Below are 23,286 nucleotides of genomic sequence, written 5' to 3'. Positions count from 1 at the left end.
TGTCTGTCGGACCAATGGGACTGCCCTATTGCAGCGCCGAGGTCAAGCGGAAAACAGAGTCCAGGTAGCGCTGACGAAGGGGCCGGTCATTCCATTCCTCCTGGGTGAGCAGGAAAGATTTGTCGCGGTACTCGTCGGCAAGCATGATCAGTTTGTCCACGATGGAACCGGCGGCGGAAAGAAGCGTGATCTCGTAGTTGAGGCCGAACGAGCGCATATCCAGATTGGAGGAGCCGAACATGGCCATGCGGTCGTCGATAACCATGAACTTGGAGTGCAGGACCGCAGGCGCCGGATAGCGGTAGATCTTCACGCCAGCGGTTAGCAGTGCCTGGTAGTAGGACTGCTGCGCGTGGCCGACCATGAACTGATCGGACTCTTCGTTGACGTAGAGCTGGACGTCGATGCCTCCATATGCGGCAGAGGTCAGCGCCATGAGCATGGATTCGTCGGGGACGAAGTACGGGCTGACGGCGATAATCCGCTCGTGTGCCTGGTAGATCATGTTATTGAAGACGCGCAGGTTCGGCTCCGTGCTGAAGCCCGGACCCGACGGCAGCACCTGGACAACGTTGTAGTTGTCGTTGACTTCGGTGTTGTGGAGTGAATAGTCCCTGGTGGCGTCTGGGGTCTTGTATAGCTCGCTGGTCCAATCAACCGCGAAAATTGCGTCGAAGGCCAGCGCAATATCGCCCTCGAGCTCAATCCACGTGTCCACCCAGCGACGGCCGATCTTATGGTTCTTTTTCTTCTGATATTCGGGCTCAATCAAATTCTGCGAGCCCATGAATACAATGTCGCCGTCAACAACTACGAGCTTGCGGTGATTACGCAGATCCAGGCGGCGCCAGGTGAGCTTCAGCAAGCTCACGGGCAGCATCGGGTGCCAGGAGATTTTAGCCTGGTCCAGGCGCTTTTTCAGCTTGTAGTAGCCGGGGTACTTCCACGAACCAATTGGATCGACCAGTACCTTGACCTCTAGTCCCCTGTCGTGCGCGCGTTCAAGAGCCTGTATGAAAGGCTCCGTGCTGGAATCCAGTGCAAAGATGTAGGACTGCACGTGGATTGATTTCTGGGCCGCATCGATGGTCTCAATCATGCGGTCAATGGAGGCGTCGAATTCGGTGAAAAGTCCCTTTTCCGCGCTGGCAATTGCCGGCATTCCCGTGAGCTGGCGCGAGAGCTTGAATACGTTGACAACGTCATCTTCTATCTCGGCATCGTCCGGTACGTCGGGCAGATGCTCGGTACGTTCCGCAATGAGCTCCTGTGCCAGTGCCTGTACCTCATGCCGACGGCCCGTAATCTGCTGCGAGCCCAGGAAGAGGAACAGAGGTAGGCCGATAAATGGAATCAGCAGAATCAGCAGCAGCCACGCCGTCGAAGCCGATGGGCTTCGGTTTTCCGGCACCCATCCAATCGCGATGAACTTAATCGTGTAGTCGAGTGCGAAAAATAGTACTTGCCACCACGTTAAGTCCTCCACCAGCCACGGGAAGGTACCCATCAACCAATCCATGCAGATGATATTACTGAAGGAATTTTCAGTACCTTTGGTCGCGGCCCCTTAGGTGCACTCTCCCCTTTTCGTGACAGCCTATTGTGACATCTGAAATTGAATACTGGTATCAATACGTAGTAAGGTTCAACTCATTGAACATCGCAAGCGTTTGGCATGTCGACTTCGAAAGGACTACCCCTCCAAATGACTGAGAAGGCTCCTACGAGCACCGAGTTCGACGTTGCCACTAACGTACTGAAGTTGATGGCCGACAAGACGCGTCTCTCGATCCTGTCGCTCCTCCGTGACGGGGAGATGACCGTCACCGCCATCGCTAGCGCGCTCGATCGCCCCGTCCCCGCGATTTCTCAGCACCTGGCGAAGTTGCGCATGGCCAATATGGTGCAGACCCGCAAGGAGGGCACGTCTAGCTTCTACTCTCAGCCCGACGAGCACCTTACCAACCTCGTGGTCAACGCTCTCCACTTCGCCGAACACACGCTCTACAGCGATCCGCCCCATCACCGCGGTCAGTAGGCGCACACGGATACGCCCGCTTTACTCGCTTTACGACGAAAACCCCGCGCCTTTCTGAACCTAGTTGGCGAGCCCGGCGTTCGATGCCCTTCCCTGGTCAAATGCCTCCATGATGCGCTGGGCGGCGAGCGTCGGTGTGAGCAGCCCCGAGCGGAGTTGTTTTTCCACCAGGGTGCTCTCTGTCTGCACAGCCTCGTTGGTGTTGAGCCGCTGCAAGAGCGTCTCGTGAACCATGGACCACATCCACTTAATCTGCTGGTTAGCGCGGTTTTCATCAAAGAGATGATTCTCGTGCATAGCCTCGACATGGTCTTCGATGGCTTGCCAGAACTTGTCGATGCCGTCGTCCTCCAATGCCGACATAGTCAGTACCGGTGGCGTCCAGACTTGGTCTGAGGAACGAACCATCTTCATGGCCGTCATCAGATCACGCGCAGCGCGCTTTGCCGGGCGCAAGTTCTTACCATCCGCCTTGTTGATAGAAATCACGTCGGCCATCTCCAGCACACCCTTCTTGATGCCCTGGAGCTGGTCACCAGCGCCGGCGAGTGCCAGAAACGCAAACGTATCCACCATCTGGGCCACCGCGACCTCGGACTGACCGACGCCGACAGTTTCGACGATGACAATGTCGTAGCCTGCGGCCTCGAGCACCACCATGGCCTCACGCGTTGCCTTGGCGACACCACCGAGTGTGCCCGCAGAGGGCGACGGACGAATGAAGGCTTCATCCGCGGCCGAGAGTCGGGACATACGGGTCTTGTCGCCCAGAATCGAACCACCGGACTTCGTCGACGACGGGTCGATGGCCAGCACTGCAACGCGGTGGCCCTCCTCGATCAGCTTCAGTCCGAGGGTTTCAATCGTGGTTGATTTACCGACGCCGGGGACGCCGGTAAGGCCGACACGCATGGCCTTGCCGGAAAATGGCAGCAACTTCACCAGTAGTTCCTGAGCCAGCACCTTATGCGCCGGAGCAGTCGACTCCAGCAGCGTGATTGCCCGGGCCAACTTAGTGCGGTTTCCAGCCCGCACGCCCTCAAAGAGGTCGTCGACATCGATCCGTCGTCGCGCACGGCGGACGACTTCGGGGGCTACAGCGGTCTTTCCCTCAACGACCGTGCCAGCGGTAGTGACGAGGGTGCCCAGGTTTTCTTCAAGATACTCGTTCATCGCTACTTCTCAATTCCGACAACGCGCTGAGCTGAACAGTCAGCCCAGCGCGGATGCGGTAGTTATTTAGGACTCTTCGTCAACGGCAAGGTCGAGGCCCAGCTCGTTAGAGAGCTTGGTCATCATGTCGATTGCCGAATCAGCGATGACAGTGCCCGGCGGGTAAATAGCCGCGGCGCCGGCATCGTAGAGTTCCTGGAAGTCGCCCGGTGGGATAACACCACCGACAACAATCATGATGTCCTCACGACCCAGTTTTGCCAGCTCATCGCGCAGGGCAGGAACGAGCGTCAGGTGTCCGGCGGCCAGCGAAGAAACACCGACGACGTGGACATCCGAGTCGACTGCCGACTTGGCGGCCTCCTCCGGAGTTTGGAACAGCGGTCCCACGTCAACGTCCATGCCGAGGTCCGCGTAGGCGGACGCGATGACCTTCTGGCCACGGTCGTGACCATCCTGGCCCATCTTGGCCAGGAAGATACGGGGACGGCGACCTTCCTGCTCTTCGAACTTATCGGCCATGGCGATGGCCTTGGAGACGTTGGACACGGCTCCCTCCTTGCCAACTTCGTCCTTGTAGACGCCGGAGAGAGTACGGATCTCGGCCTGATGGCGGCCAAAGACCTCTTCCATGGCGTCGGAGATTTCACCGATGGAGGCCATGGCGCGAGCACAGTCGACAGCGAGCTTCAAAAGGTTCTTGTCCAGGTCCCCCGGTTCACCCGGGTTACGGCAAGCGTCGGTCAGAGCGGCCAGTGCCTTCTGAACCTCCTCCTCGTCGCGCTCGGCGCGCAGGCGAGCCAGCTTGTCAATCTGCTCCTGGCGCACGCGGGAGTTCTCAACCTTGAGAACCTCGATGGCCTCGTCCTCTTCGACCTGGTACTTATTCACGCCGATGAGAGCCTGACGACCCGAGTCAATACGGGCCTGCGTACGAGCTGCAGCCTCTTCAATACGCAGCTTCGGAATGCCCTCGATGGTGGCCTGTGCCATACCGCCGGCCTCTTCGACCTCGTCGATGTGCTGGCGTGCACGCTTGACCAGCTCATTAGTCAGCCACTCGATGTAGTAGGAACCAGCCCACGGATCAACCGGACGCGTGGTGTTGGACTCCTGCTGAAGCAGCAGCTGAGTGTTACGAGCAATACGGGCTGAGAAGTCAGTCGGCAGTGCCAGAGCCTCGTCCAGTGCGTTGGTGTGCAGCGACTGGGTGTGGCCCTGTGTTGCGGCCATAGCCTCAACAGCAGTACGCGCGACGTTGTTGTAGACATCCTGAGCGGTCAGCGACCAACCAGAGGTCTGCGAGTGAGTACGCAGGGACTGGGACTTCGGGTTCTTCGGGCCAAACTTGCCAACCAGCTCGGACCAGAGGATGCGGCCTGCACGCAGCTTGGCGATCTCGGTGAAGGTGTTCATCGAGATGCCCCAGAAGAAGGACAGACGCGGAGCGAACTTATCAACTTCCAGGCCAGCGTCAATACCGGCCCGCAGGTACTCGATGCCGTCGGCAAGCGTGTAAGCGAGCTCAAGGTCGGCCGTCGCGCCCGCTTCCTGAATGTGGTAGCCGGAAATCGAAATCGAGTTGAACTTCGGCATCTTTGCCGAGGTGTACTCGAAGATCGAGGAGATGATTCGCATCGAAGGCTTCGGCGGGTAGATGTACGTGTTACGAACCATGAACTCCTTGAGAATGTCGTTCTGGATCGTACCGCGCAGCTGCTCGGTCGAAACGCCCTGCTCTTCAGCGGTGACAATGTAGAAGGCCAGAATCGGCAGCACAGCGCCGTTCATGGTCATAGACACCGAGACGCCGCCCAGGTCAATGCTCTGGAAGAGCTCACGCATGTCGTAAATCGAGTCAATTGCCACGCCGGCCATACCGACGTCGCCGGACACACGCGGGTTGTCCGAGTCGTAGCCACGGTGGGTAGCCAGGTCGAAAGCGACCGAAAGGCCCTTCTGGCCGGCCGCGAGGTTGCGGCGGTAGAAGGCATTGGACTCAGCTGCGGTGGAGAAGCCAGCGTACTGGCGAATAGTCCACGGTTGGTTGGTGTACATGGTCGGGTACGGCCCGCGCATGAATGGGGCGATACCCGGGAAAGAATCTACCGGGTGGCCCTCGGCAGCAGCGGCGTCGCGGTCAGCGCGATCGTAGACGCGCTTGACATCGATGCCCTCTGGAATGGTCCACACTTCACCAGCTTCCGCGGCAGCTGCCTTGTTGGTGGCAGCGGCTGCGTCGTCGGTGTTGCGGGAGATGTCAGCGAAATTTGGGATGGTGGTCATTACTTCCTTCACGCTCCCAGTTCGTTCAGCAGTCGGGACAGCTCCGCGACAGCATCGATGGTCATGTTCAGGTATCCGTCGGGGCGAGCGTCCTCAGCGGCATTGGCGAAGCTCTTCTCGGAGCCGGCCACCAAGACCTCCTTAGCGCCGGCGGCGCGGGCGGCCTTGACAGCGTCCTGGCCCGAGGCCTCGTACTCGCTGTCGGCTGCGCACAGCACGACAATCGGAGAGGCCTTCACTGCCTCTTCGAAACCTGCCTCGCCCGGCACAACCTGGCCGGGGTTGGCGACGGCGATACCGCCGGAAGCCAGCAGGTTGGAGGTAAAACCAGTGCGGATGTTGTGCTTGGCCAGCGGACCCAGCGGCAGCATGGCAATCAGCGGACGGTTGCCCTTTTCAGCCAGGAAGACATCGGAGCGGTTGCGCAGCGCCTCGAAGTCGCTGGCCCAACGGCGAATCGGGTCGCCCTCCGGGCGGGCCTCAGGAGCCAGTGGGGCCTCAGCCAGGTTCGGGAACTCGTTGATGGCGGTGACCTTGGTGCGGCGGTGTGCGATGTCGGCGCGGCGCTTTTCCCAGGTAGCGTCCAGGGCGGCGCGAATATCGGCCTCCGCGGAGGCGAAACCGCCGCCGGCCTCAGTGCCGGTAAAGATCTCCCATGCCTTGTCGGCCATTTCTTCGGTCAGGTCTTCGACGAAGTAGGAGCCACCTGCTGGGTCGGCGACGTAACCAAGGTGAGACTCTTCCAGCAGCAACAGATTGGTGTTGCGAGCGATGCGAGCCTTGAAAGTCTTGGAGACGTTCGGCATGCCGCCGACAACTGCGTAATCAAACGGCAGAACCTCAACTGAGGAGGCACCGCCGACACCTGCGGCGAAGGAGGCGACAGTCACACGCAGCATGTTGACCCACGGATCGCGCTGGCTGAACATGACCGGGGCTGTCACGGCGTGCATCGGAGCGCGGCCAGCTTCAGGGGCGCCGATAACCTCAGCAACGCGGGCCCAGAGAACGCGAGCGGCGCGGAACTTCGCAATGGTGTCGAACTGGTCGTCGGTAGCGGCAAAGCGGAAAGCGATCTGGCCGAGGGCTTCTTCAGCGCTCAAGCCCGCGTCGGTCAGCGCACGCAAGTAGGCGACACCAACGGCGAGACTGTAGCCAATCTCCTGGATGTTGTTTGCACCCAGGTTGGAGAAAACAACGCCGTCGACAAGCAGGGCACGGACGTCGCCCGGCTGCTTAGCCGCCTTGACGGCCAGCTGCGTGGCCTCGTCGAGAGAAACATCGTCAATCCCGGCAAAAGCGGAGGTCAGCGGAGCTGCAGAAAGCTCGACTGCGATGTTATCCGGATTAGTCGGGTTCGCCTGCTCGATGTAGGACGTCAGTGCTTCCGCAACCTGCGCAGTCTTCTTACCGGCATGCACGGCAATCGGAGCAAGGTCGACGTAGACGTTGTTGAGCAGAGCCGGCACATCAGCGGCTTCGAGGGAGCCGGTGAAGTCCAGGCGGATGTCCGTGGTTCCGTTTTCCAAGGCAGTCAGCAGAGTCTCGTTGACGGCCTTTGGGTCAAGTGCATCCTCATCCGGGTACTGGCGACCGAAGGTCTCCCGAACACCCCAACCGTTGGTGTTGTCCGAAGTGACCTTTGCGCCACGGACGAATGGGAACTGGCCCGGAGCTGGGCTTTCCGCGAGCTCGTCCGCACGGGTGTAGAGCGGGCGGACATCGACACCGTCATAGGTGGTCTGAATCAGTCGTTTCCAAATGTCGAGCGGTACATCTGCAACGTCTTGCTTGTGCACCCGCGCGAATACCTTGGCCACGCCCTGATACCAGGAATTCTGCAATTCCTCGAAGTTTGGTGGCAGCGTGGAAGGTGATTCGGGGGTCGTTCGGTCAGTCACGACAGACCTTCTCCCTTACATGTTCTAAGCAACGCCCCCATCAATCCACGGCCGAGGAAATTCGGCTGCGACAATTTCCGAATTCTCCGCGCCGGAAAAGGATATAAAGGCGTTGGCTTCCTCCAATAGTCAATAAGAGCCACTAGTCAGACGCTAAGACTCACCCGAGTGTCCGTGCACTGAACTTTTCAGCTACTTGTGCAATACCCTTACGTTCGGTTTGTGCTGACGGGCACGTCAAGTGCTCGAGCCAAGGCATAGTGACCTTGATTCCCATCCTAGTGAAATAAAGGGCAAACGCCTTTAGCCGCTGACTAGCCCTCCCCGCAGAGCCTCCAACGCGCAGGTCACACGCTTCTCCGCAATCCCCGGTAACCTCAAATGGGTGAACGTATCCGATGTGCGAATTACCCCTACACTCAAAAAGGTTCTGCTGGTGCTAGCCGTAGGTGTGGGGGTCGTCGTCACGCTGTACGTCGATGTTCCCACCGTCGCTACCATCCGGCAGTGGTCCATCGATGCCGGTGACTGGTTCCCGCTCCTCTACTTCCTCGCATACGTTGCACTGACTCAGTTCCCAATCCCCCGCACCGTATTCACTTTGGCGTCCGGAATTCTCTTCGGGCCAGTGCTCGGTTTCCTGCTGGCAATTACTGCGACGACGGTTTCTGCCCTTCTCTCCCTGTGTATTGTGCGTTTCCTGGGGCGCGACTGGTTTCGCACGCACCTGACCAACCGCCGTCTTCTCAGTCTCGACCATCGGTTGGAACAGCGCGGCTGGCTCACAGTGCTCAGCTTGCGCATGATTGCTGGCGTCCCATTTTCGTTTCTCAACTACGCCTGTGGGCTGTCGTCGATACGCATCGTGCCGTATATCATCGCCACTGCCCTAGGTTCGGCGCCGAACACACTCGCCGTCGTTCTGCTTGGCGACGCGCTGTTGGTCGGCTTCGACGTGCACTTTGCGGTGGCCACGGGAATTCTGCTCGTGCTTGGTTTGCTGGGACTTCTTGCGGATGCGAAGTTCCCTGTCGTAACCGGTTCTTCGAAACGTTAAAAACACCGCTTGGTGCTCTTGATCTAGACGTGCGTTTTTCGGCGAGCTGGTGTTGGGCGCCCGTGAGTGTGCGTAGCGAAGGAACGTGTCTTAGCCCAACTGTCAAGGGGTGGGGCTAGACTAGAGCGTATGTACTCAGTCTTTGCCAGGTATCGCGGTCGATCTACTCGCAGGGCAGATCACGTTCAGGCCTCTGCGCAGGCACTTTCCGGCCTGGAAGGCGTGGGAACTGTTGAGGTTGCAGGTATCGAAGAGCTTCGCGCAGCTCCTGATAATGCTGTGGGAGTCACCACGCTTGTGCTGGCGCTATTGGCCGCAGGCGACTGGGCAATAGGTATCGGTGTTTGTCCTCAGGACGACATTGAGCAAGCGCATCTGGCATCGAGCTCAGTCGTCGGTAAGGGAGGCAGAGCCGGCACGGTAAAGACCCGCATTCGGACTAACAATCCGCGTGGTAAGGACTACTCGGATGATATTGGTGCGGCATTCACATTGCTGCACCACGTTATCTCTCGCAGGTCCCCCGAAGGGCGCGAGGCAACTGGTTTGGTTCGCGCTGGTTTTTCACAGGTAGAGGCCGCGGAAGAATTGGGAGTTTCAAAGCAGGCCGTCAATCAGCGCCTCGCAGCAGCTGGTTGGCAGGCGGAGCTGGCCGGATGGAACCTGGCCGTCCACCTGCTTCAGCGAGCTGATGAGTTATAAAAGCTTACTGCCCATTTTCTGGGGCGTAAGGGTCACGTGACCATCCTGAAAAATCTGGACGTTCGGCGGAGTGCGCACCGCCGCCTGCATTGGCATTACCGGTGCCAGGAGCCGAGGGCAGGTCACGTTTGCCGGAAGGAACTGACGGCGCAGCCGGTGTGGACGGCGCAGCGGGCGCAGCCGGTGTCGCAGGTTCAACCGCTGCCGGGCCGTTCTGACCACCCAACTGTTCAGGCTGAGCGGGCTGAGCCGAATCAGCGCGGCGATTCTTCTTCCTCTCAGGGGTATTACCAGCTGCTGCAGCTACCGGATCATCAACCGGGCGGTTAGCGACCTCGTTCGCCGCGGCAACTGCACGAGCCAACTCCGGGTTAGTCGACATGTCGAACCAGTTCTCGTCGCGGCCCTGCTCAGCCTCTTCCTTGGTCTCTCGGCTCACGGCCGGAGGCTCGTAGCGGAAGACACCGTCGGCATCCTTCTTGCCGAAAGCCCTAGCGAAGCTCTCGAGACTGTCGCCGAACTGCGACGGAATCATCCAAACAGTATTGCCGTCCTTATTTGCCAGCTCAGGCAGCTTCTCCAGGTACTGCCAGGCAAGAATCTCAGGTGTCAACTGTGAAGCCTTAACAGCTGCGTTGACCTTCTGGATAGCGCGAGCATTACCCTGTGCCTCAAGGTAGGTAGCGGCGCGAGTACCCTCAGCGCGCAGAATGGTTGCCTGACGCTCAGCCTCAGCAGCCAGAATTGCTGCGTGCTTGTTACCTTCGGCGGCCAGAATCTGTGCCTGCTTACGGCCCTCAGCAGTTTTAATATCGGCTTCGCGGGTACCTTCCGCAGTCAGAATCATGGCGCGCTTCTCGCGATCGGCCTTCATCTGCTTTTCCATCGACTGCTGAATCGACGGTGGCGGCTCAATGGCCTTCAGCTCCACACGAGCGATACGAAGACCCCACTTGGCAGTGGCCTCGTCCAGCTCGCCGCGCAGACGGCGGTTGATGTAGTCACGGGAAGTCAGTGTCTCTTCCAGTGTCAGGCCACCCACGACGTCGCGAAGCGTTGCGGTGGTGATCTGTTCGACGCCGAAGATGTAGTCATCGATACCGTAAATTGCCCGATCCGGTTCATTGACCTGGAAGGTCACGACGGTATCGATAGCCACAGTCAGGTTGTCTTCGGTGATCACTGCCTGTGGCGGGAAGGTAACCATACGCTCACGGGTATCGACCTTCTCGCGCACTCGGTCAATGATCGGGATGATGAAGTTCAGGCCGCTGTTCAGTGTCTGCGTGTATCGTCCCAGTCGCTCTACGATTGCCGCTTCACCCTGAGGAACCAGGACAATCGCTTTGAGAACCAAGGTAACAACCACGAGAATGAAAACGACGAGGATGATAAAGCCTTCCATGGGATTCCCTCGTAGCTAGAAACTGTGTGGTCAGTTATTTAATGGTCAGTAACTAAGAGTGCTCCGAGCGCCCTTTAAGTGAGTTGGCTGCTCAGAGCAGCTTGTCCACTACTGCGGTATTGCCCGAAATCTCTACAATCGTGACTCTTTCCTTCGCATCGAAGGTCTGCGCAGTCAGAAGACTGCGCGCGCTCCACAACTCGCCATTGACCTTAATCAGACCCGCTGACGAGGAAACTGGCTCGATGACCTCAGCATGACGGCCCGCTAGCAGTTCCGGACGCGACTCCAGTTCAGCGGACTTGTCCGGTTTTGCCATCTTTTTGCGCAACACAGGGCGAACTGTCAGCACAAGTGCGGCGGATACAACGGCGAAGATGACCACTGACAGCCAAAGCGGCGCTCCAAGCTGGCTCGCACCGGACGCTGCCAGCGCACCACCTCCGAGCATTAACAGTGCTAAATCTCCGACCGCGAGTTCACCGAGAACCAATAGGAGGCTTGCTCCGAGCCAAAGGAGAGGAATCACGCCCTCACCCTACCTACTTTGCAGAACAAATGTGGGGCGAGTGGAGCCAGTATTCCGGGGTTAGTACTGCATATGTGGCTCAGTGACGAAGTCGACCAGGCGCTCAACTGCACCAATCAAATCAGACTCCAGATCACGGTAGGTGCGTACACCTGCGTAGACGTGTCGCCAGCCCTCCTTGGGGTCGTCTCCCCAGCCCAAGCGACGGCAGATTCCTGTCTTCCAGTCCTCCCCGTAAGGAACTTCCGGCCATGCCTCGATGCCTACCGACGAGGGTTTGACCGCTTGCCAGACATCGATAAATGGGTGGCCTGTGACCATCACGTGCGGGCCGAGCTGCTGAGTCATGCGGCTTTCCTTACTGCCCTCCACCATGTGGTCTGCCAGGACTCCGACGCGGCGCTTCGGACCCGGACCAAATTCGGCCAAGCGTTCTGGAAGGTTGTCCAAGCCCTCCAGATACTCGACGACTACGCCCTCAACACGCAGATCGTGGCCCCACACCTTCTCGACAATTGCCGCGTCATGAATACCCTCGACCCAGATACGGCTGGGTAGAGCAACCTTGGCCTTGACGTTGTGGACCTTGCGCGAGCCCGATGCCGACAGATCCTGCGAGGGCTTTTTTGGTTGTGCTTTCGGACGCACCAGAGTCACAGGTTTGCCGTCGATGAGAAAACCGCGCTCGTGCATGGGAAACAGCCGAGACTTGCCGTGGCGGTCCTCCAGCCGGACGCACCAGCCGTCGAAAGTTTTCTCCAACCCGATAATCGCACCGACGAATCCGTCATAGGACGCCTCGACGACAACACCATTTTCTGCTGTCACCTCGCGTGCCGGCTGTGGGATACGACGGCGGTGGCCACGTGCGCCAGCGAACACGTCCTGATTGCGGTACGGGTCTTGAAAGCTCATGGGTACTGAGATTAACAGCATCGGTTACGGGACCAACGACACGCTGCACTAGGATGAGCTGCACTATGCAGCGCAGTGTTCTCGACCAGGTCTGGAGTCCAACTCAGCACATCGCCCTTTGGCTGGGCGCGTGGTTGTCGGGTTTGGAAAACTACGATCATCTCCTCGACGCGCTAGACTCGCTCGGCGGGCCTACGTCAGTTCCGGGGACGTTCGTGCTTGCCGACGCCACGGTTCCGAATGTCATCGATTGCGACGCTGATCTCGATCGAAGCGACATGCTCCGCCTTCTTCGAGCGGTTACTGAAGCGGGAGATTGGCACAGTGACCACCGTCCCCTCGTCCGCCTCATTCTCTCCGGGCCCGGTGATGCACCTGCACTGCCTGCGGGAACCGACGCCGCTGAAGCTGCACGCGCAGCAGGCTCGGCCATTGTGATTGCGGATGCGGAGCCGGGCTGGAACCATGTGCTCATACCAGTGACAACGCCGGTGCCAGGCCTACAGCAGTGGCATTGGTACACACTGGAAGGCCACATTCCCGAGCCGGCCTATCTCTCCCCTGGCGAGGCGGATTTACAGCTGGCAGATGCGGCGCGGGTTGCGGCTGCCACGATTGCGGCGATGCCGCGTTCACCGCTGACGTCGTCAAGCAGTGGTGCCCCGAAGGTGGATCCCCGGCTGATGGTCGGCATGCTCGATGATCACCTGGACATGGCTTTTGTGCCGGATGATGTGCCGCGCCGTGCACTGGGAGTGCTCGCCAGAGCTGATCGGGTGTCGTCGATTCTGGCGGTGGCACAGGGCAGCGAGTCGGGGCACGGCAGCGCCGCGTTTGATGCGCAGCTCATCCCGCTGTGGCGAAAGATCCGGCAGGCGCGGATGAGCGCGGTGGAATACGCGATTCAGGAGTGGACCCGCTAGGGATTTGCCTTGCCCTGCGGCCCAATTGAAGCCAAAGGAATCAGTGTGGGCGGCGCTTTGCCGGGGTGCAACAGGCTGCGGCGCAGGGGGCGCCGTTGCAGGCCGAGCCGAGTAGCGGTTCACTTCCCAGGCGGCGGGGTTCGGCATCTGCGATGCGCTCTTCGATGAGCTCCACGAGCATGTCAGTGAAAGTAGCCGTCGGGCCAGGCGTTGCGACACGCTCGATGACGATGTCGTGATGAGCCATTTCATCCTGAAGCTCGGCATCCAGATCCCAGGCGACCTCAACATGGTCCGAGATGAAGCCAATCGGGCACACTACTGCGGATCGAAGGCCTTGGGTGACCTCCGCTTCAACGTGGTCGACGATGTCAGGCTCCAACCACGGCACGTGCTCCGGGCCAGAGCGGGACTGCCAGACGACGTCAAAGTCGGTGATACCCACTGCATCGGCGACGAGCCGTGCTGCTTCGTTGACCTGGCGGGAGTAAAGATTTCCGCCGAGCTCTACCGGCCCGGATGCCTTGTCCGCCGAGACCGGAATAGAGTGAGCGGTGAAAATAAGCCGGGCCTTGTCACGGCGGTCATCCGGCAGCTTGGCAAACGCCTCACGCACTGCGTCTGCATAGGCTTCTATAAAGAGCGGATGATCGTAGAAGCTCCGGATTTTCTCCATGTCAAAAGCACGGTCGCCCAGAGATTCGCGCATCCGAGCAATGTCTTCGTGATACTGGCGGCAGCCGGAATAGCCTCCCCAGGCGCTAGTGGCGAAAACGAGCGCTCGCTTAACGCCGTCATCAGCCATCTTCGCCGCGGTGTCTTCAGCCATCGGATGCCAATTGCGATTGCCGAAATAAACAGGCATGTCATAGCCACGGCGAGTCAGCTCAGCCTTAAGGTTGGAGACAATTTCGCGGTTTAAATCGTTGAGCGGGGACTTACCACCAAAGTGCGCGTAGTGAGCACCGACTTCGTCCAACCTCTCCGGCGGAATTCCGCGGCCGCGGGTGACATTCTCCAGGAAGGGACGCACATCGGCCATCTTTTCGGGACCGCCGAAAGACAACAGCAAAATAGCGTCAAAATTATCAGAAGACATAGGCAACCATGTTAGTAGCGCAGTCTGAGGACTCCATAAGACGACTGCTCAATGCCCCCGGCGTCTCCTGCCAATCGGGTTCCATACCAATCGCTTGACGACGGCACCCTAACCGCGCCCTACTGCGGAATTCGACGATTGGTTACAAGCAGTGAGCCCACGGTCACTAGCAGCATCGTGAAGGCTGCAATCAGATAGGGCCTCGGATTCTCGGCCCGCTTGAGTTCGTAACCGATGTCATCTTCCAGTGAGCCATAGGCATCGCGGAGCTGCTCGAGGGAACCAGCGCTGAAGAACTCACCTTTTGTTCGACGGGCGATCTCTCGCAGCGAATCGTCGTCGTTAGGCACTGGAATCAATTCGCCCTGAACCGTGATTGCGCCTTGCGCGGTACCGAACGAAATCGTGTTGACAGGCACCCCGGCCTTGGCGGCTTCGGCGGCGGCGGTATACGCGCCGCGGGGATCGTCGAGTTCTTGTGGGACGGTCTGTTTGCCGTCGGAAAGCAGCACAATTGTCGCTGGCGGGGCGCCTTCTCCCCCGCCCTGAACCGAATCGCTGAACTGATTGATGGCATCCAGCGCGGCAGCGATAGCATCACCGGTCGCAGTCGCCTGATCTAACTCAGCAGCCTGGAGCGCTCGATTCACGGTGTCATGGTTGGTAGTCGGGCTGACAGCAGTGCGAGCGCGACCAGAGAACGTCACCAGGCCGATATTGAGGTCGTCGGGAAGGTTCTCCACGAACTCTTGGCCGGCTTCTTTAGCTGCAGTGATGCGGTCTGGCGCAACATCTGTGGCCGACATGGACAGCGAAACGTCGACCACCAGCATAACCGTCGCTCGGTTGCGGGCGACTTTGGTCTCCGAAATCGGACCAGCCAATGAAATGATGACCAGAACAAGTGACAACAGCGCACTGATAGCTACGACATGGCGCAGGCGTGCCGACGACTTATTCCCCAGTGACCCAACGATGGTGAAGTTGCCAAAGGCAATGGCACGTTGCTTTCGCTGCTTAGTGCTGATCCAATAGGCCACGGCTGCCACGAGAGGCAGAGCGAGTGCGAGCAGCCACCCTGGGTGCGCAAAAGTTGAGTTTAGGAACGTCATCGCGGTATCAGTTTCCTCACATCCAGTCGCCTAAACAGTCGCGTATAAACCAGTGGCTATAGCCGGTTAGTCGGTGGCCCAAAAAAGATAGCACTAACAAGCGGTTACTCAGACGCTAATGTTGGCCAATTTGTCGAGCAAAATCCAGTACCCAATCTGAATCCGTACGCAAGGTAATAACGCGAGCACGGCATTTGCGCAGTTCATTGATTACACGCTCGTGGTGGGCACGAGCCTGAGCCGCATACTCGGCGCGGGTCTTGTCGTTGATGTTGAGTTCAATGGTCTCGCCGGTTGCTGAATCCGCCATGACCACCGGGCCTTCGCCGGGTAAGGCTTCATCGGCTGGATCTACCAGGCGAATCGCCATAATCTCTGTCGAGGCCGAGGCAACGCGCAGCGGGCGCGCCCAATCGAGTGATCCAAGGAAATCCGAGATGACAACCAACAGCCCAGCGCGCGGAGCCTGAGTCATTACTGTGTCAATATCCGCTGCGAGGTTATGCTCAGCAGTCGCGTCAGCCAACTGCTTGAGCAGCATCAAGCTGTGGGCACGGCCCTGGCCCGCGGGCACTGGAGTGCCACCGGCGATTAATCCAGTTCGGGACCCCGGGGCGTCGTTAAGCATCGTTACTGCGCCGGCAGCGGCGGTGAGCAGATGTCGTTTGGTGGTATCGGCCAAGCCGGTGGACAGACGTGCGGCGGGTTCGGCTACAATCCAGCACTCCAGCTCGCGCTCGGCCTCGGAGGTGCGAACGTGCGGCACTCCAGTGCGGGCTGTCACTGCCCAGTTCATCTGGCGAACATCATCGCCGATGACATATTCGCGGGAGCCAACCGGCTCAGAGCCATCTCCAGTAGCGGTGGAGAGAAAGCTGCCGCGCAAAAGTCCGTTGAGCTTACGCGTAACAGTTAGATCTAAGTACGCCAGGACGCGTGCAAGATCGTCTTCACGAGCTGACATTAGGAGGCAGTGCCCTCATCGGAGCCAGTGCTCGCGCCTTGGGGAAGGCGCACGTGAGACAACACGATGTCAATAATCCGTTCGGGAGTAACGCCATCGGCCAGGCCCTCATAGGAAAGGACCAAGCGATGACGCAGCACGTCGGGAAGCACGGAGACCACATCGTCCGGCACGACATAGTCGCGACCGGAAAACAGCGCGTGGGCGCGGGCGGCCGCGACAGCACCAAGAGTTGCACGCGGTGATGCGCCATAGGAAAGCCAGCGGTCGACATCCTTCAACTCCGCCCGCATCGGATTGCGGGTGAGTTCGATGACGGCCACGATGTAGTCAATCAGTGTGTGGTGGACAAAGACTTCGCGGGTAGCGCGCTGCAGTTCCCGAACACTCTCTGGGGTGAGAATCTGCTGCGCGACTGGAGGGGTGGCTCCCATGCGGTAGACAATCTCCCGCTCTTCCGCCGGAGTGGGGTAACCCACGAGGACCTTAAATAGGAAACGGTCCCGCTGGGCCTCCGGCAGTGGGTAGACACCCTGGTTTTCGATTGGGTTTTGCGTGGCCAGAACCAAAAACGGCTCCGGTACTGGCGTGGACTCCCCTGCGATGGACACCTGGTGCTCTGCCATGACTTCCAGCAGTGCCGACTGCACCTTCGCCGGTGCGCGGTTGATTTCATCAGCGAGCACGATATTTGACATGACCGGGCCGGGCTCGACAATGAACTCCGAGGTGTCCTGGCGGAAAATCCGGGTGCCGACAATATCTGATGGCACCAAATCCGGAGTGAACTGGATGCGGGAGTAGGACCCACCCATCACTGTGGCAAAAGTAGACACTGCCAGAGTTTTCGCAACACCCGGAACACCTTCGAGCAGGACATGACCTCCTGCGAGCATCGCGATGAAGAGCTGCTTAATCAGGTGCTCCTGGCCAACCACAACCTTCCCCAGCTCCGCGTATGCGCGCTCGAGGTCCGTGTGGTCAGTGGGCGTTGGGTAGGTCACAGAGAAACCCTTCTTTAGGTCGGTCGCCCGACCTGTAGAACACGTCGTTAGAAACTAGACGAGGCGGACAACGTTCGGTGTCATTCCGTTATAACGGACTGGCGAGATCTTAACCACAGAACCGGACTGCGGTGCCTCAATCATCTTGCCATCGCCCAGGTAGATAGCGACGTGGCCATGACCATTCGGGCCCCAGAACAGCAGGTCACCACGCTTCATCTGAGATGCCGGGTAGTGCTTTCCGCGCTGGTACTGGTAGCCGGTGTAGTGAGGCAGGTCAATGCCGACAGCGGCGTAGGCGTACAGAGTCAGGCCCGAGCAGTCGAAACCAATCTTGTTGTAGTCGCCGTGGGAGTCAGCTACTCCGCCGTCACGGATGCCCTTGGTCGGGCCGTTGGCGTTGCCACCGCCCCATGCGTATGGGACACCGAGCTGCCCCATCGCGCGTGCGATGACAGTCTCGACCTTCTGGCTGGAAGAACCCGAGGTGCTCTGACCGGTCTCCGGATTCGTCGGCGCCACAGTCTGTGCCGGGGTGCCGCTTGACGACGAGCTGCCGGTGCTAGACGAATCCGAGGTATCGGTGGACTCAGAGGAATCCGAAGATTCGGTCGTCTCAGAGGAACTGGTGGAGCCGGTGGAGCTGTCAGAGCCAGTGGAGCCGGTGGAGCTGTCAGAGCCAGTGGAGCCGGTGGAGCTGTCAGAGCCAGTGGAGGCCGTAGAACCAGTCGAGTCGGTAGAGCTAGTGGAATCAGTCGAGCCCGTAGAACCAGTGGTGCTAGAGCTTTCATCTGTGGACTCAGAAGAGGAATCCTCATCAGTCTGGTTCGACTGCGCCTCGGCGCGAGTCTTAGCTGCGGCTTCCTCAGCGGCCTTCTTGGCAGCGGCGTCTTCCGCTTCCTTGCGGGCCTGCTCGTTCTCATAATTCTGGCGCTGGGAGTTCAGCTCGTTGACCGCGTTTCGGGCTGCATCCAAAGATGCCTTTGCGGCATCGCGATCGACCTGAGCCTGCTGGTAATCAGCTTGCTCCTTCTGAAGCTCCTCGTTTGCCTCGGAGTACGCGTTCTGAGCATCGGTGTTTCGCTGATTTGCGGTGGCCTCCGCCTGCTGAGCCTCGTCACTCTTCTTGCGAAGCGTGGACTCCTGGTTAGCAGCCTCGGTGCGATTCTTATCCAGAGAGTCAACGGTCTGCTCTTGACGATCCGCTTCGCGACGCAAGGCGGACAGGCGGTTAATAGCCTCGGATGCATCTCGCGCACCCTCGAGAATCGAGCCACTGGAACGTCCCTGGCGCATGATGGTGCGGGCTAGCTCGTCGAACTGCTTCTGGGCACTAGCGAGCTCAGCGCGGGAACGGTCGAGTTGGGTTCGCGCCTCGTCGACCGCCTCGCGCGCACGGTTAGCGGCATCTCGAGCGTTCTCAAGGTCCACCATGGCCTTGTTGACATCCTCGCGGAGAGTGCCCATGCGTAGCTCGAGGTCAGATACCCGGCGCTCGCTGGAAGTTACCTCGGCGACCAGGGACTGCAAGTACGACTCGGCGTTAGAGGCCGCCTCACGCGCTTGACGGATCTGGGCGTCGCTCGGATTCAGTGGTTGTGCAGCTGCGACCTGAGTGTTCGTCGCCAGAAGACCCGCCGTGATAATACCGGCAATTGGACGAGTCCAATATGATGCACGGACTTTGCGATTACTCGGCACCGCGTTACTCCTACATTTCTCCTATGGGTGCGTTCACGCCTCAGAATCGACACCAGCGACTTCCCCATCGTTGGATATCTTCCCATTGTTGCCTCCAGGTCTTGAGTGGAACTTCGAAAAACGTCGAACCGAAACCAGAACCAAAAGCAACAGCGGCGCTCCCGCGAGTTTTCATTGGTCAATACTGGACCCTTGAGTCCACTATTGGCATCACGAAGCACTTTACGGGTCAAAAAGCTCTAAAAAAACATAAGTAACAAAATTACCAACTGTCCCCCACTTTGTAACCGTTTCGTTATATGCCGTGGCCTGCGGTTATGATGAGCCCCAGTTTTCTGTGTGAATTATGTCACTATGTGATGACTTATCGGCGTGCCGGACTGCCGCGGACCTTTACCTGGGGTACCGGACATAAGAAAAGGTCAAGCGCTCATGCTTGACCTTGGCGAAAATCGTTGACACGGTTACGGCGACTGCAACAGTGTTATCCAATTGAGATAGTGACTGAGTTCTCCACTGCTACCAGTTTTTGGGGCATTTACCCTGTCCCTTGCCGTGAGGTGGAAAACCGGGGACGGTGAATGTGTTCAGTGGGGCCGTTAACTCCAGCGTCCGTCGTAAAGCGAACTCTTAGGCGGTTGGGCGTGTGCGTAGCCAGTAGAACGTCAGCCCGACGAAGAGTGCGACGATAACGACGCCTGCGATGAGGCTGTAAAGAGTCCACGGGACGACGTAGTTAGTGAGCTCGTGCAAATAGGCATCGAGACCCGCCGGATAGTCTCGTGGAGTCTCCATCATTGCGTGGTCGGCGCGTTCAATGGCTGCGCGGGGGAAATCGGCAGATGCGGTGGCCACATTGCCCGGTGTGCGCACGACAGTGGTGCCGCCGACTTGGTCCGCTACTTGGCGGGCAAAGGAAAAGATGTCGGTGTTCTTTTGTTCGGCGACGGGGTAAATCTTCTCGCTATCTAGGTAGATGATATTGAAATTGGGCACCCCCCGATTTGCTGCATCGTCGACAATTGGCTGGACCGCTTCTCGGAGCTGTGGGTTATTTGTCACGATGTTGTCGGTGCGTAGCTGAGCGACCACCTTCTCGACGGTTTCTTTCGCTGCCTGTGAATCTGCTGGCGTATGCATTAATTGCCTTCCGTATCGTGCTCCTGTTTTGCGTGAGAATGGTTTCCACGCGCCCCAATTTGGCGGAGATGCTGCTTCGTTTGTCCTATCTATAATGGCCTGCTCTGGATGTGAACGGGGGTAGCGTGACTCGGCGCGCCGCGAGCAATCTACATACAGAACGTTCGTACTGTTATTGTTGATGCAAGGACGGTAACGCTTCCTTAAAAACGTGTGTGTGGGCTCGTGTGCCCCGCGTCGTGATTATTGCTTTAATTGGTTGATAAGGGGCGGCGTGATCGCACCTATGCCTTGTGGAGAGCCGAAATTCGAGTGCCGGACTCTTCAGTTAAGGCGACAATTCACCCGAATAGAAATGGAGCTGACTGTGGCTGAAAGCAAGAACTCTTTCAACGCCCTGCGCAAGCTTGAGGTCGGAGACAAGTCTTATGACTACTTCGCTCTTGACGCCGTGCCGGGTATGGAGAAGCTGCCTTACTCGTTGAAGGTTCTCGGTGAGAACCTGCTGCGCAACGAAGATGGCGCCAACATCACTGAGGAGCACATCAAGGCTGTCGCCAACTGGGTTCCTTCGGCTGATCCGTCGATCGAGATTCAGTTCACCCCTGCTCGCGTTATTATGCAGGACTTCACCGGCGTCGCCTGTGTTGTTGACCTGGCTACCATGCGTGAGGCTGTTAAGACTCTCGGCGGCGACCCGGATCAGGTTAACCCGCTGAACCCGGCAGAGATGGTCATCGACCACTCGGTCATCATCGAGGCCTTCGGTAGCGAAGACGCTCTGGCTAAGAACGTCGAAATTGAGTACCAGCGCAATGATGAGCGCTACAAGTTCCTCCGTTGGGGTACTGGCGCATTCTCCAACTTCCGCGTTGTTCCTCCGGGAACCGGTATTGTCCACCAGGTCAACATCGAGTACCTGGCTCGCGTTGTCTTCGAGAACAACGGCCTGGCATACCCGGACACCTGTGTTGGTACTGACTCTCACACGACCATGCAGAACGGCCTGGGCATCCTGGGCTGGGGTGTCGGTGGTATTGAGGCTGAGGCCGCAATGCTTGGCCAGCCAATCTCCATGCTCATTCCGCGCGTCGTTGGCTTCAAGCTGACTGGCGACATTCAGCCGGGTGTTACCGCAACCGACGTTGTGCTCACCGTCACCGATATGCTGCGCCAGCACGGCGTCGTCGGCAAGTTCGTAGAGTTCTACGGCGCTGGCGTCTCCAAGCTGCCGCTGGCCAACCGTGCGACCATCGGTAACATGTCGCCAGAGTTCGGTTCCACCGCCGCAATCTTCCCGATCGACGATGAGACCGTCAAGTACCTGGCCCTGACTGGCCGTGACAAGGAGACCCTGGAGCGCGTCGAGGCTTACGCCAAGGCTCAGGGTATGTGGTTGGACGAGAACACTCCGGAGGCTGAGTACTCCGAGTACCTCGAGCTGGACCTGTCCACCGTCGTTCCGTCCATCGCTGGCCCGAAGCGCCCGCAGGACCGCATCGAGTTGGCTTCCGCCAAGGAGCAGTTCCGCAAGGACCTGCACAACTACTCCGACGGCGAGATTAAGGGCGCTGTCAAGGCTTCCGCACCGACCTCCGAGCTGGCCGCAGACTACAACGAGTCCCGCGAGGGCCACGGCGAGTCCGCCGCTAACGGCGCTGAAGGTCGCCCGAGCTCCCCGATTACCGTCACTTCCCCGAAGGGCGGCGAGTACACGCTCGACCACGGTATGGTCGCTATCGCTTCCATCACCTCTTGTACCAACACCTCCAACCCGTCGGTCATGATTGGTGCTGGTCTGTTGGCACGCAAGGCAGTCGAGAAGGGTCTGCAGGCTAAGCCGTGGGTCAAGACCATTTGTGCTCCGGGCTCCCAGGTTGTTAACGGCTACTTCAAGCGTGCTGACCTGTGGAAGGACCTCGAGGCTCTGGGCTTCTACCTGTCCGGCTTCGGTTGTGCAACCTGTATCGGTAACTCCGGTCCGCTGCCGGCTGAGATTTCCTCCGCCATCAACGAGGCCGACCTGGCTGCTACCGCGGTTCTGTCCGGTAACCGTAACTTCGAAGGCCGCATCTCCCCTGACGTGAAGATGAACTACCTGGCCTCCCCGATCCTGGTTATCGCCTACTCGATCGCCGGTACCATGGACTTCGACTTTGAAACCGACGCCCTGGGTCAGGACGCAGAGGGCAACGATGTCTTCCTGCGCGACATTTGGCCGTCCACCGAAGAGATCGAAGCAACCATCGAGGCCTCCATCTCTTCCGAGCTGTACGACGAGGACTACAAGGATGTCTTCGCTGGTGACGAGCGCTGGCAGAACCTGCCGACCCCGGAGGGCAAGACCTTCGCTTGGGACGACAAGTCCTCCTACATCCGCAAGGCACCGTACTTCGACGAGATGGAAATGGAGCCGGCACCGGTTTCCGACATCAAGGGCGCTCGCGTCCTTGCTGCCCTGGGTGACTCGGTGACCACCGACCACATCTCCCCGGCTTCCTCCATTAAGCCGGGCACCCCGGCTGCTCAGTACCTCGACTCCATGGGCGTTGAGCGCAAGGACTACAACTCCCTGGGTTCCCGTCGTGGTAACCACGAGGTCATGGTGCGCGGCACCTTCGCTAACATCCGCCTGCAGAACCAGCTGCTTGACGGTGTTACCGGTGGCTACACCCGCGACTTCACCCAGGAGGGTGGCCCGCAGGCCTTCATCTACGACGCTGCCATGAACTACAAGGAGGCTGGCACTCCGCTGGTCGTCGTTGGTGGTAAGGAATACGGCACCGGTTCCTCCCGTGACTGGGCAGCTAAGGGCACCCTGCTGCTGGGCGTCAAGGCTGTTATCGCTGAGTCCTTCGAGCGTATCCACCGCTCGAACCTCATCGGCATGGGCGTTGTTCCGCTGCAGTTCCCGGAGGGTGAGTCCTGGAAGTCCCTGGGCATCGATGGCACTGAGACCTTCGACATCGCTGGTCTGGAGGAGCTGAACAACGGCTCCATCCCGAAGACCGTCAAGGTTACGGTTACCAAGGAAAACGGCGAGTCCTTCGACTTCGACGCTGTGGTCCGCATCGATACCCCTGGTGAGGCTGACTACTACCGCCACGGCGGTATTCTGCAGTACGTCCTGCGCAACATGATCAAGGGCAACTAGTTTCCCTTTGACTCGTGCGCGCTAGGGCTTGTTACAAGCAGCGCTTCTAGAGGCCGGTAGGTAGCGCTAGCCCGCGGATTCATACCCCACGGGCTAGCGCCCTGCCGGCCTCGGGTTTCTCTACCCCAACCAAAATGAGGCTTGGGAAGTATAGGAATGGCGCTGCCACGTCATGCAGTGAAA

The 23,286-nt window shown here is 59.0% G+C and carries 18 protein-coding genes; 5 read left to right on the top strand and 13 right to left on the bottom strand.

Annotated features, from left to right (window positions below; translation table 11 throughout):
• Positions 1 to 25: 25 nt before the first annotated feature.
• Positions 26 to 1,519 (bottom strand): cardiolipin synthase, encoded by a 1,494-nt coding sequence (gene cls, locus CRD20_RS00185; protein WP_070547124.1) that lies wholly within the window; start codon positions 1,517 to 1,519, stop codon positions 26 to 28.
• Between the two features lie 186 nt (positions 1,520 to 1,705).
• Here cls and CRD20_RS00180 point away from each other — a divergent pair, with 186 nt between their 5' ends.
• A complete protein-coding gene (locus CRD20_RS00180) occupies positions 1,706 to 2,038 on the top strand; it encodes a metalloregulator ArsR/SmtB family transcription factor (protein WP_048734120.1) in 333 nt (110 codons plus the stop codon).
• 60 nt (positions 2,039 to 2,098) lie between these two features.
• On the opposite strand, the gene meaB is transcribed toward CRD20_RS00180, so the two are convergent.
• The 3 genes from meaB to CRD20_RS00165 form a co-directional block, all read right to left on the bottom strand.
• Positions 2,099 to 3,211, bottom strand: a complete 1,113-nt coding sequence (gene meaB, locus CRD20_RS00175) for a methylmalonyl Co-A mutase-associated GTPase MeaB (RefSeq protein WP_048734122.1) — start codon at positions 3,209 to 3,211, stop codon at positions 2,099 to 2,101.
• A 66-nt stretch (positions 3,212 to 3,277) separates the two neighbouring features.
• Positions 3,278 to 5,497, bottom strand: coding sequence for a methylmalonyl-CoA mutase (scpA, locus tag CRD20_RS00170; protein WP_076772029.1), 2,220 nt, complete (start codon positions 5,495 to 5,497; stop codon positions 3,278 to 3,280).
• 8 nt (positions 5,498 to 5,505) lie between these two features.
• Positions 5,506 to 7,398: a methylmalonyl-CoA mutase family protein gene (locus CRD20_RS00165; protein WP_370545770.1), complete on the bottom strand. Its 1,893-nt coding sequence runs from the start codon at positions 7,396 to 7,398 to the stop codon at positions 5,506 to 5,508.
• 385 nt (positions 7,399 to 7,783) lie between these two features.
• On the opposite strand from CRD20_RS00165, the gene CRD20_RS00160 reads away from it, so the two are divergent.
• Both CRD20_RS00160 and CRD20_RS00155 read left to right on the top strand, forming a co-directional pair.
• Positions 7,784 to 8,455 (top strand): TVP38/TMEM64 family protein, encoded by a 672-nt coding sequence (locus tag CRD20_RS00160; protein WP_187404621.1) that lies wholly within the window; start codon positions 7,784 to 7,786, stop codon positions 8,453 to 8,455.
• Positions 8,456 to 8,584: 129 nt separating this feature from the next.
• Positions 8,585 to 9,157, top strand: coding sequence for a DNA-binding protein (locus CRD20_RS00155; RefSeq protein ID WP_187404620.1), 573 nt, complete (start codon positions 8,585 to 8,587; stop codon positions 9,155 to 9,157).
• 4 nt (positions 9,158 to 9,161) lie between these two features.
• Here the strand turns inward: CRD20_RS00155 and CRD20_RS00150 are convergent, their stop codons facing one another.
• The 3 genes from CRD20_RS00150 to CRD20_RS00140 all read right to left on the bottom strand — a co-directional run bounded on the left by CRD20_RS00150 (position 9,162) and on the right by CRD20_RS00140 (position 12,006).
• A complete protein-coding gene (locus tag CRD20_RS00150) occupies positions 9,162 to 10,562 on the bottom strand; it encodes an SPFH domain-containing protein (protein WP_070643482.1) in 1,401 nt (466 codons plus the stop codon).
• Between the two features lie 91 nt (positions 10,563 to 10,653).
• Entirely contained in the window at positions 10,654 to 11,091 is a 438-nt protein-coding gene (locus tag CRD20_RS00145) for an NfeD family protein (RefSeq protein ID WP_042388696.1), read from the bottom strand.
• 60 nt (positions 11,092 to 11,151) lie between these two features.
• The gene (locus CRD20_RS00140; RefSeq protein ID WP_070643480.1) at positions 11,152 to 12,006 is read right to left on the bottom strand and encodes a DUF3097 domain-containing protein; all 855 of its coding nucleotides are present in this window, start codon (positions 12,004 to 12,006) and stop codon (positions 11,152 to 11,154) included.
• 65 nt (positions 12,007 to 12,071) lie between these two features.
• Between CRD20_RS00140 and CRD20_RS00135 the strand changes: the two genes are divergently transcribed.
• The gene (locus CRD20_RS00135) at positions 12,072 to 12,929 is read left to right on the top strand and encodes a hypothetical protein (RefSeq protein ID WP_187404619.1); all 858 of its coding nucleotides are present in this window, start codon (positions 12,072 to 12,074) and stop codon (positions 12,927 to 12,929) included.
• Positions 12,930 to 12,969: 40 nt separating this feature from the next.
• On the opposite strand, the gene CRD20_RS00130 is transcribed toward CRD20_RS00135, so the two are convergent.
• From CRD20_RS00130 to CRD20_RS00105, 6 genes are all read right to left on the bottom strand, one after another.
• Complete coding sequence (locus CRD20_RS00130) at positions 12,970 to 14,028, bottom strand: ferrochelatase (RefSeq protein ID WP_187404618.1); 1,059 nt, start codon at positions 14,026 to 14,028, stop codon at positions 12,970 to 12,972.
• A gap of 119 nt (positions 14,029 to 14,147) precedes the next feature.
• Positions 14,148 to 15,140 (bottom strand): VWA domain-containing protein, encoded by a 993-nt coding sequence (locus CRD20_RS00125; RefSeq protein WP_016422769.1) that lies wholly within the window; start codon positions 15,138 to 15,140, stop codon positions 14,148 to 14,150.
• Positions 15,141 to 15,255: 115 nt separating this feature from the next.
• A complete protein-coding gene (locus CRD20_RS00120) occupies positions 15,256 to 16,104 on the bottom strand; it encodes a DUF58 domain-containing protein (protein ID WP_187404617.1) in 849 nt (282 codons plus the stop codon).
• On the bottom strand, positions 16,104 to 17,108 hold the full coding sequence (locus tag CRD20_RS00115) for a MoxR family ATPase (protein ID WP_016422767.1): 1,005 nt from the start codon (positions 17,106 to 17,108) through the stop codon (positions 16,104 to 16,106). Before CRD20_RS00115 ends, CRD20_RS00120 begins: the two co-directional genes overlap by 1 nt.
• A 54-nt stretch (positions 17,109 to 17,162) precedes the next feature.
• Positions 17,163 to 18,809: a DIP1281 family NlpC/P60 protein gene (locus CRD20_RS11245; protein WP_187404616.1), complete on the bottom strand. Its 1,647-nt coding sequence runs from the start codon at positions 18,807 to 18,809 to the stop codon at positions 17,163 to 17,165.
• A gap of 630 nt (positions 18,810 to 19,439) precedes the next feature.
• Complete coding sequence (locus CRD20_RS00105) at positions 19,440 to 19,949, bottom strand: DUF6676 family protein (protein WP_048734147.1); 510 nt, start codon at positions 19,947 to 19,949, stop codon at positions 19,440 to 19,442.
• Between the two features lie 367 nt (positions 19,950 to 20,316).
• Between CRD20_RS00105 and acnA the strand changes: the two genes are divergently transcribed.
• Positions 20,317 to 23,103: an aconitate hydratase AcnA gene (gene acnA / locus CRD20_RS00100; RefSeq protein ID WP_080971469.1), complete on the top strand. Its 2,787-nt coding sequence runs from the start codon at positions 20,317 to 20,319 to the stop codon at positions 23,101 to 23,103.
• The last annotated feature ends 183 nt before the right edge of the window (positions 23,104 to 23,286 follow it).

It is taken from the genome of Corynebacterium sp. LK33 (assembly GCF_014334955.1).
In the GTDB taxonomy this organism is placed as follows: Bacteria; Actinomycetota; Actinomycetes; order Mycobacteriales; family Mycobacteriaceae; genus Corynebacterium; species Corynebacterium jeikeium_D.
Note: the sequence above shows the minus strand (reverse complement) of the source record. Positions and strands in the feature narration are given on the sequence as shown.

Bases quoted from the DNA above. Each gene is read 5' to 3' on its own strand.
- cls (WP_070547124.1), bottom strand. From the start codon at position 1,519: ATGGATTGGTTGATGGGTACCTTCCCGTGGCTGGTGGAGGACTTAACG.
- CRD20_RS00180 (WP_048734120.1), top strand. From the start codon at position 1,706: ATGACTGAGAAGGCTCCTACGAGCACCGAGTTCGACGTTGCCACTAAC.
- meaB (WP_048734122.1), bottom strand. From the start codon at position 3,211: ATGAACGAGTATCTTGAAGAAAACCTGGGCACCCTCGTCACTACCGCT.
- scpA (WP_076772029.1), bottom strand. From the start codon at position 5,497: ATGACCACCATCCCAAATTTCGCTGACATCTCCCGCAACACCGACGAC.
- CRD20_RS00155 (WP_187404620.1), top strand. From the start codon at position 8,585: ATGTACTCAGTCTTTGCCAGGTATCGCGGTCGATCTACTCGCAGGGCA.
- CRD20_RS00150 (WP_070643482.1), bottom strand. From the start codon at position 10,562: ATGGAAGGCTTTATCATCCTCGTCGTTTTCATTCTCGTGGTTGTTACC.
- CRD20_RS00140 (WP_070643480.1), bottom strand. From the start codon at position 12,006: ATGAGCTTTCAAGACCCGTACCGCAATCAGGACGTGTTCGCTGGCGCA.
- CRD20_RS00135 (WP_187404619.1), top strand. From the start codon at position 12,072: ATGCAGCGCAGTGTTCTCGACCAGGTCTGGAGTCCAACTCAGCACATC.
- CRD20_RS00130 (WP_187404618.1), bottom strand. From the start codon at position 14,028: ATGTCTTCTGATAATTTTGACGCTATTTTGCTGTTGTCTTTCGGCGGT.
- CRD20_RS00125 (WP_016422769.1), bottom strand. From the start codon at position 15,140: ATGACGTTCCTAAACTCAACTTTTGCGCACCCAGGGTGGCTGCTCGCA.
- CRD20_RS00120 (WP_187404617.1), bottom strand. From the start codon at position 16,104: ATGTCAGCTCGTGAAGACGATCTTGCACGCGTCCTGGCGTACTTAGAT.
- CRD20_RS00105 (WP_048734147.1), bottom strand. From the start codon at position 19,949: ATGCATACGCCAGCAGATTCACAGGCAGCGAAAGAAACCGTCGAGAAG.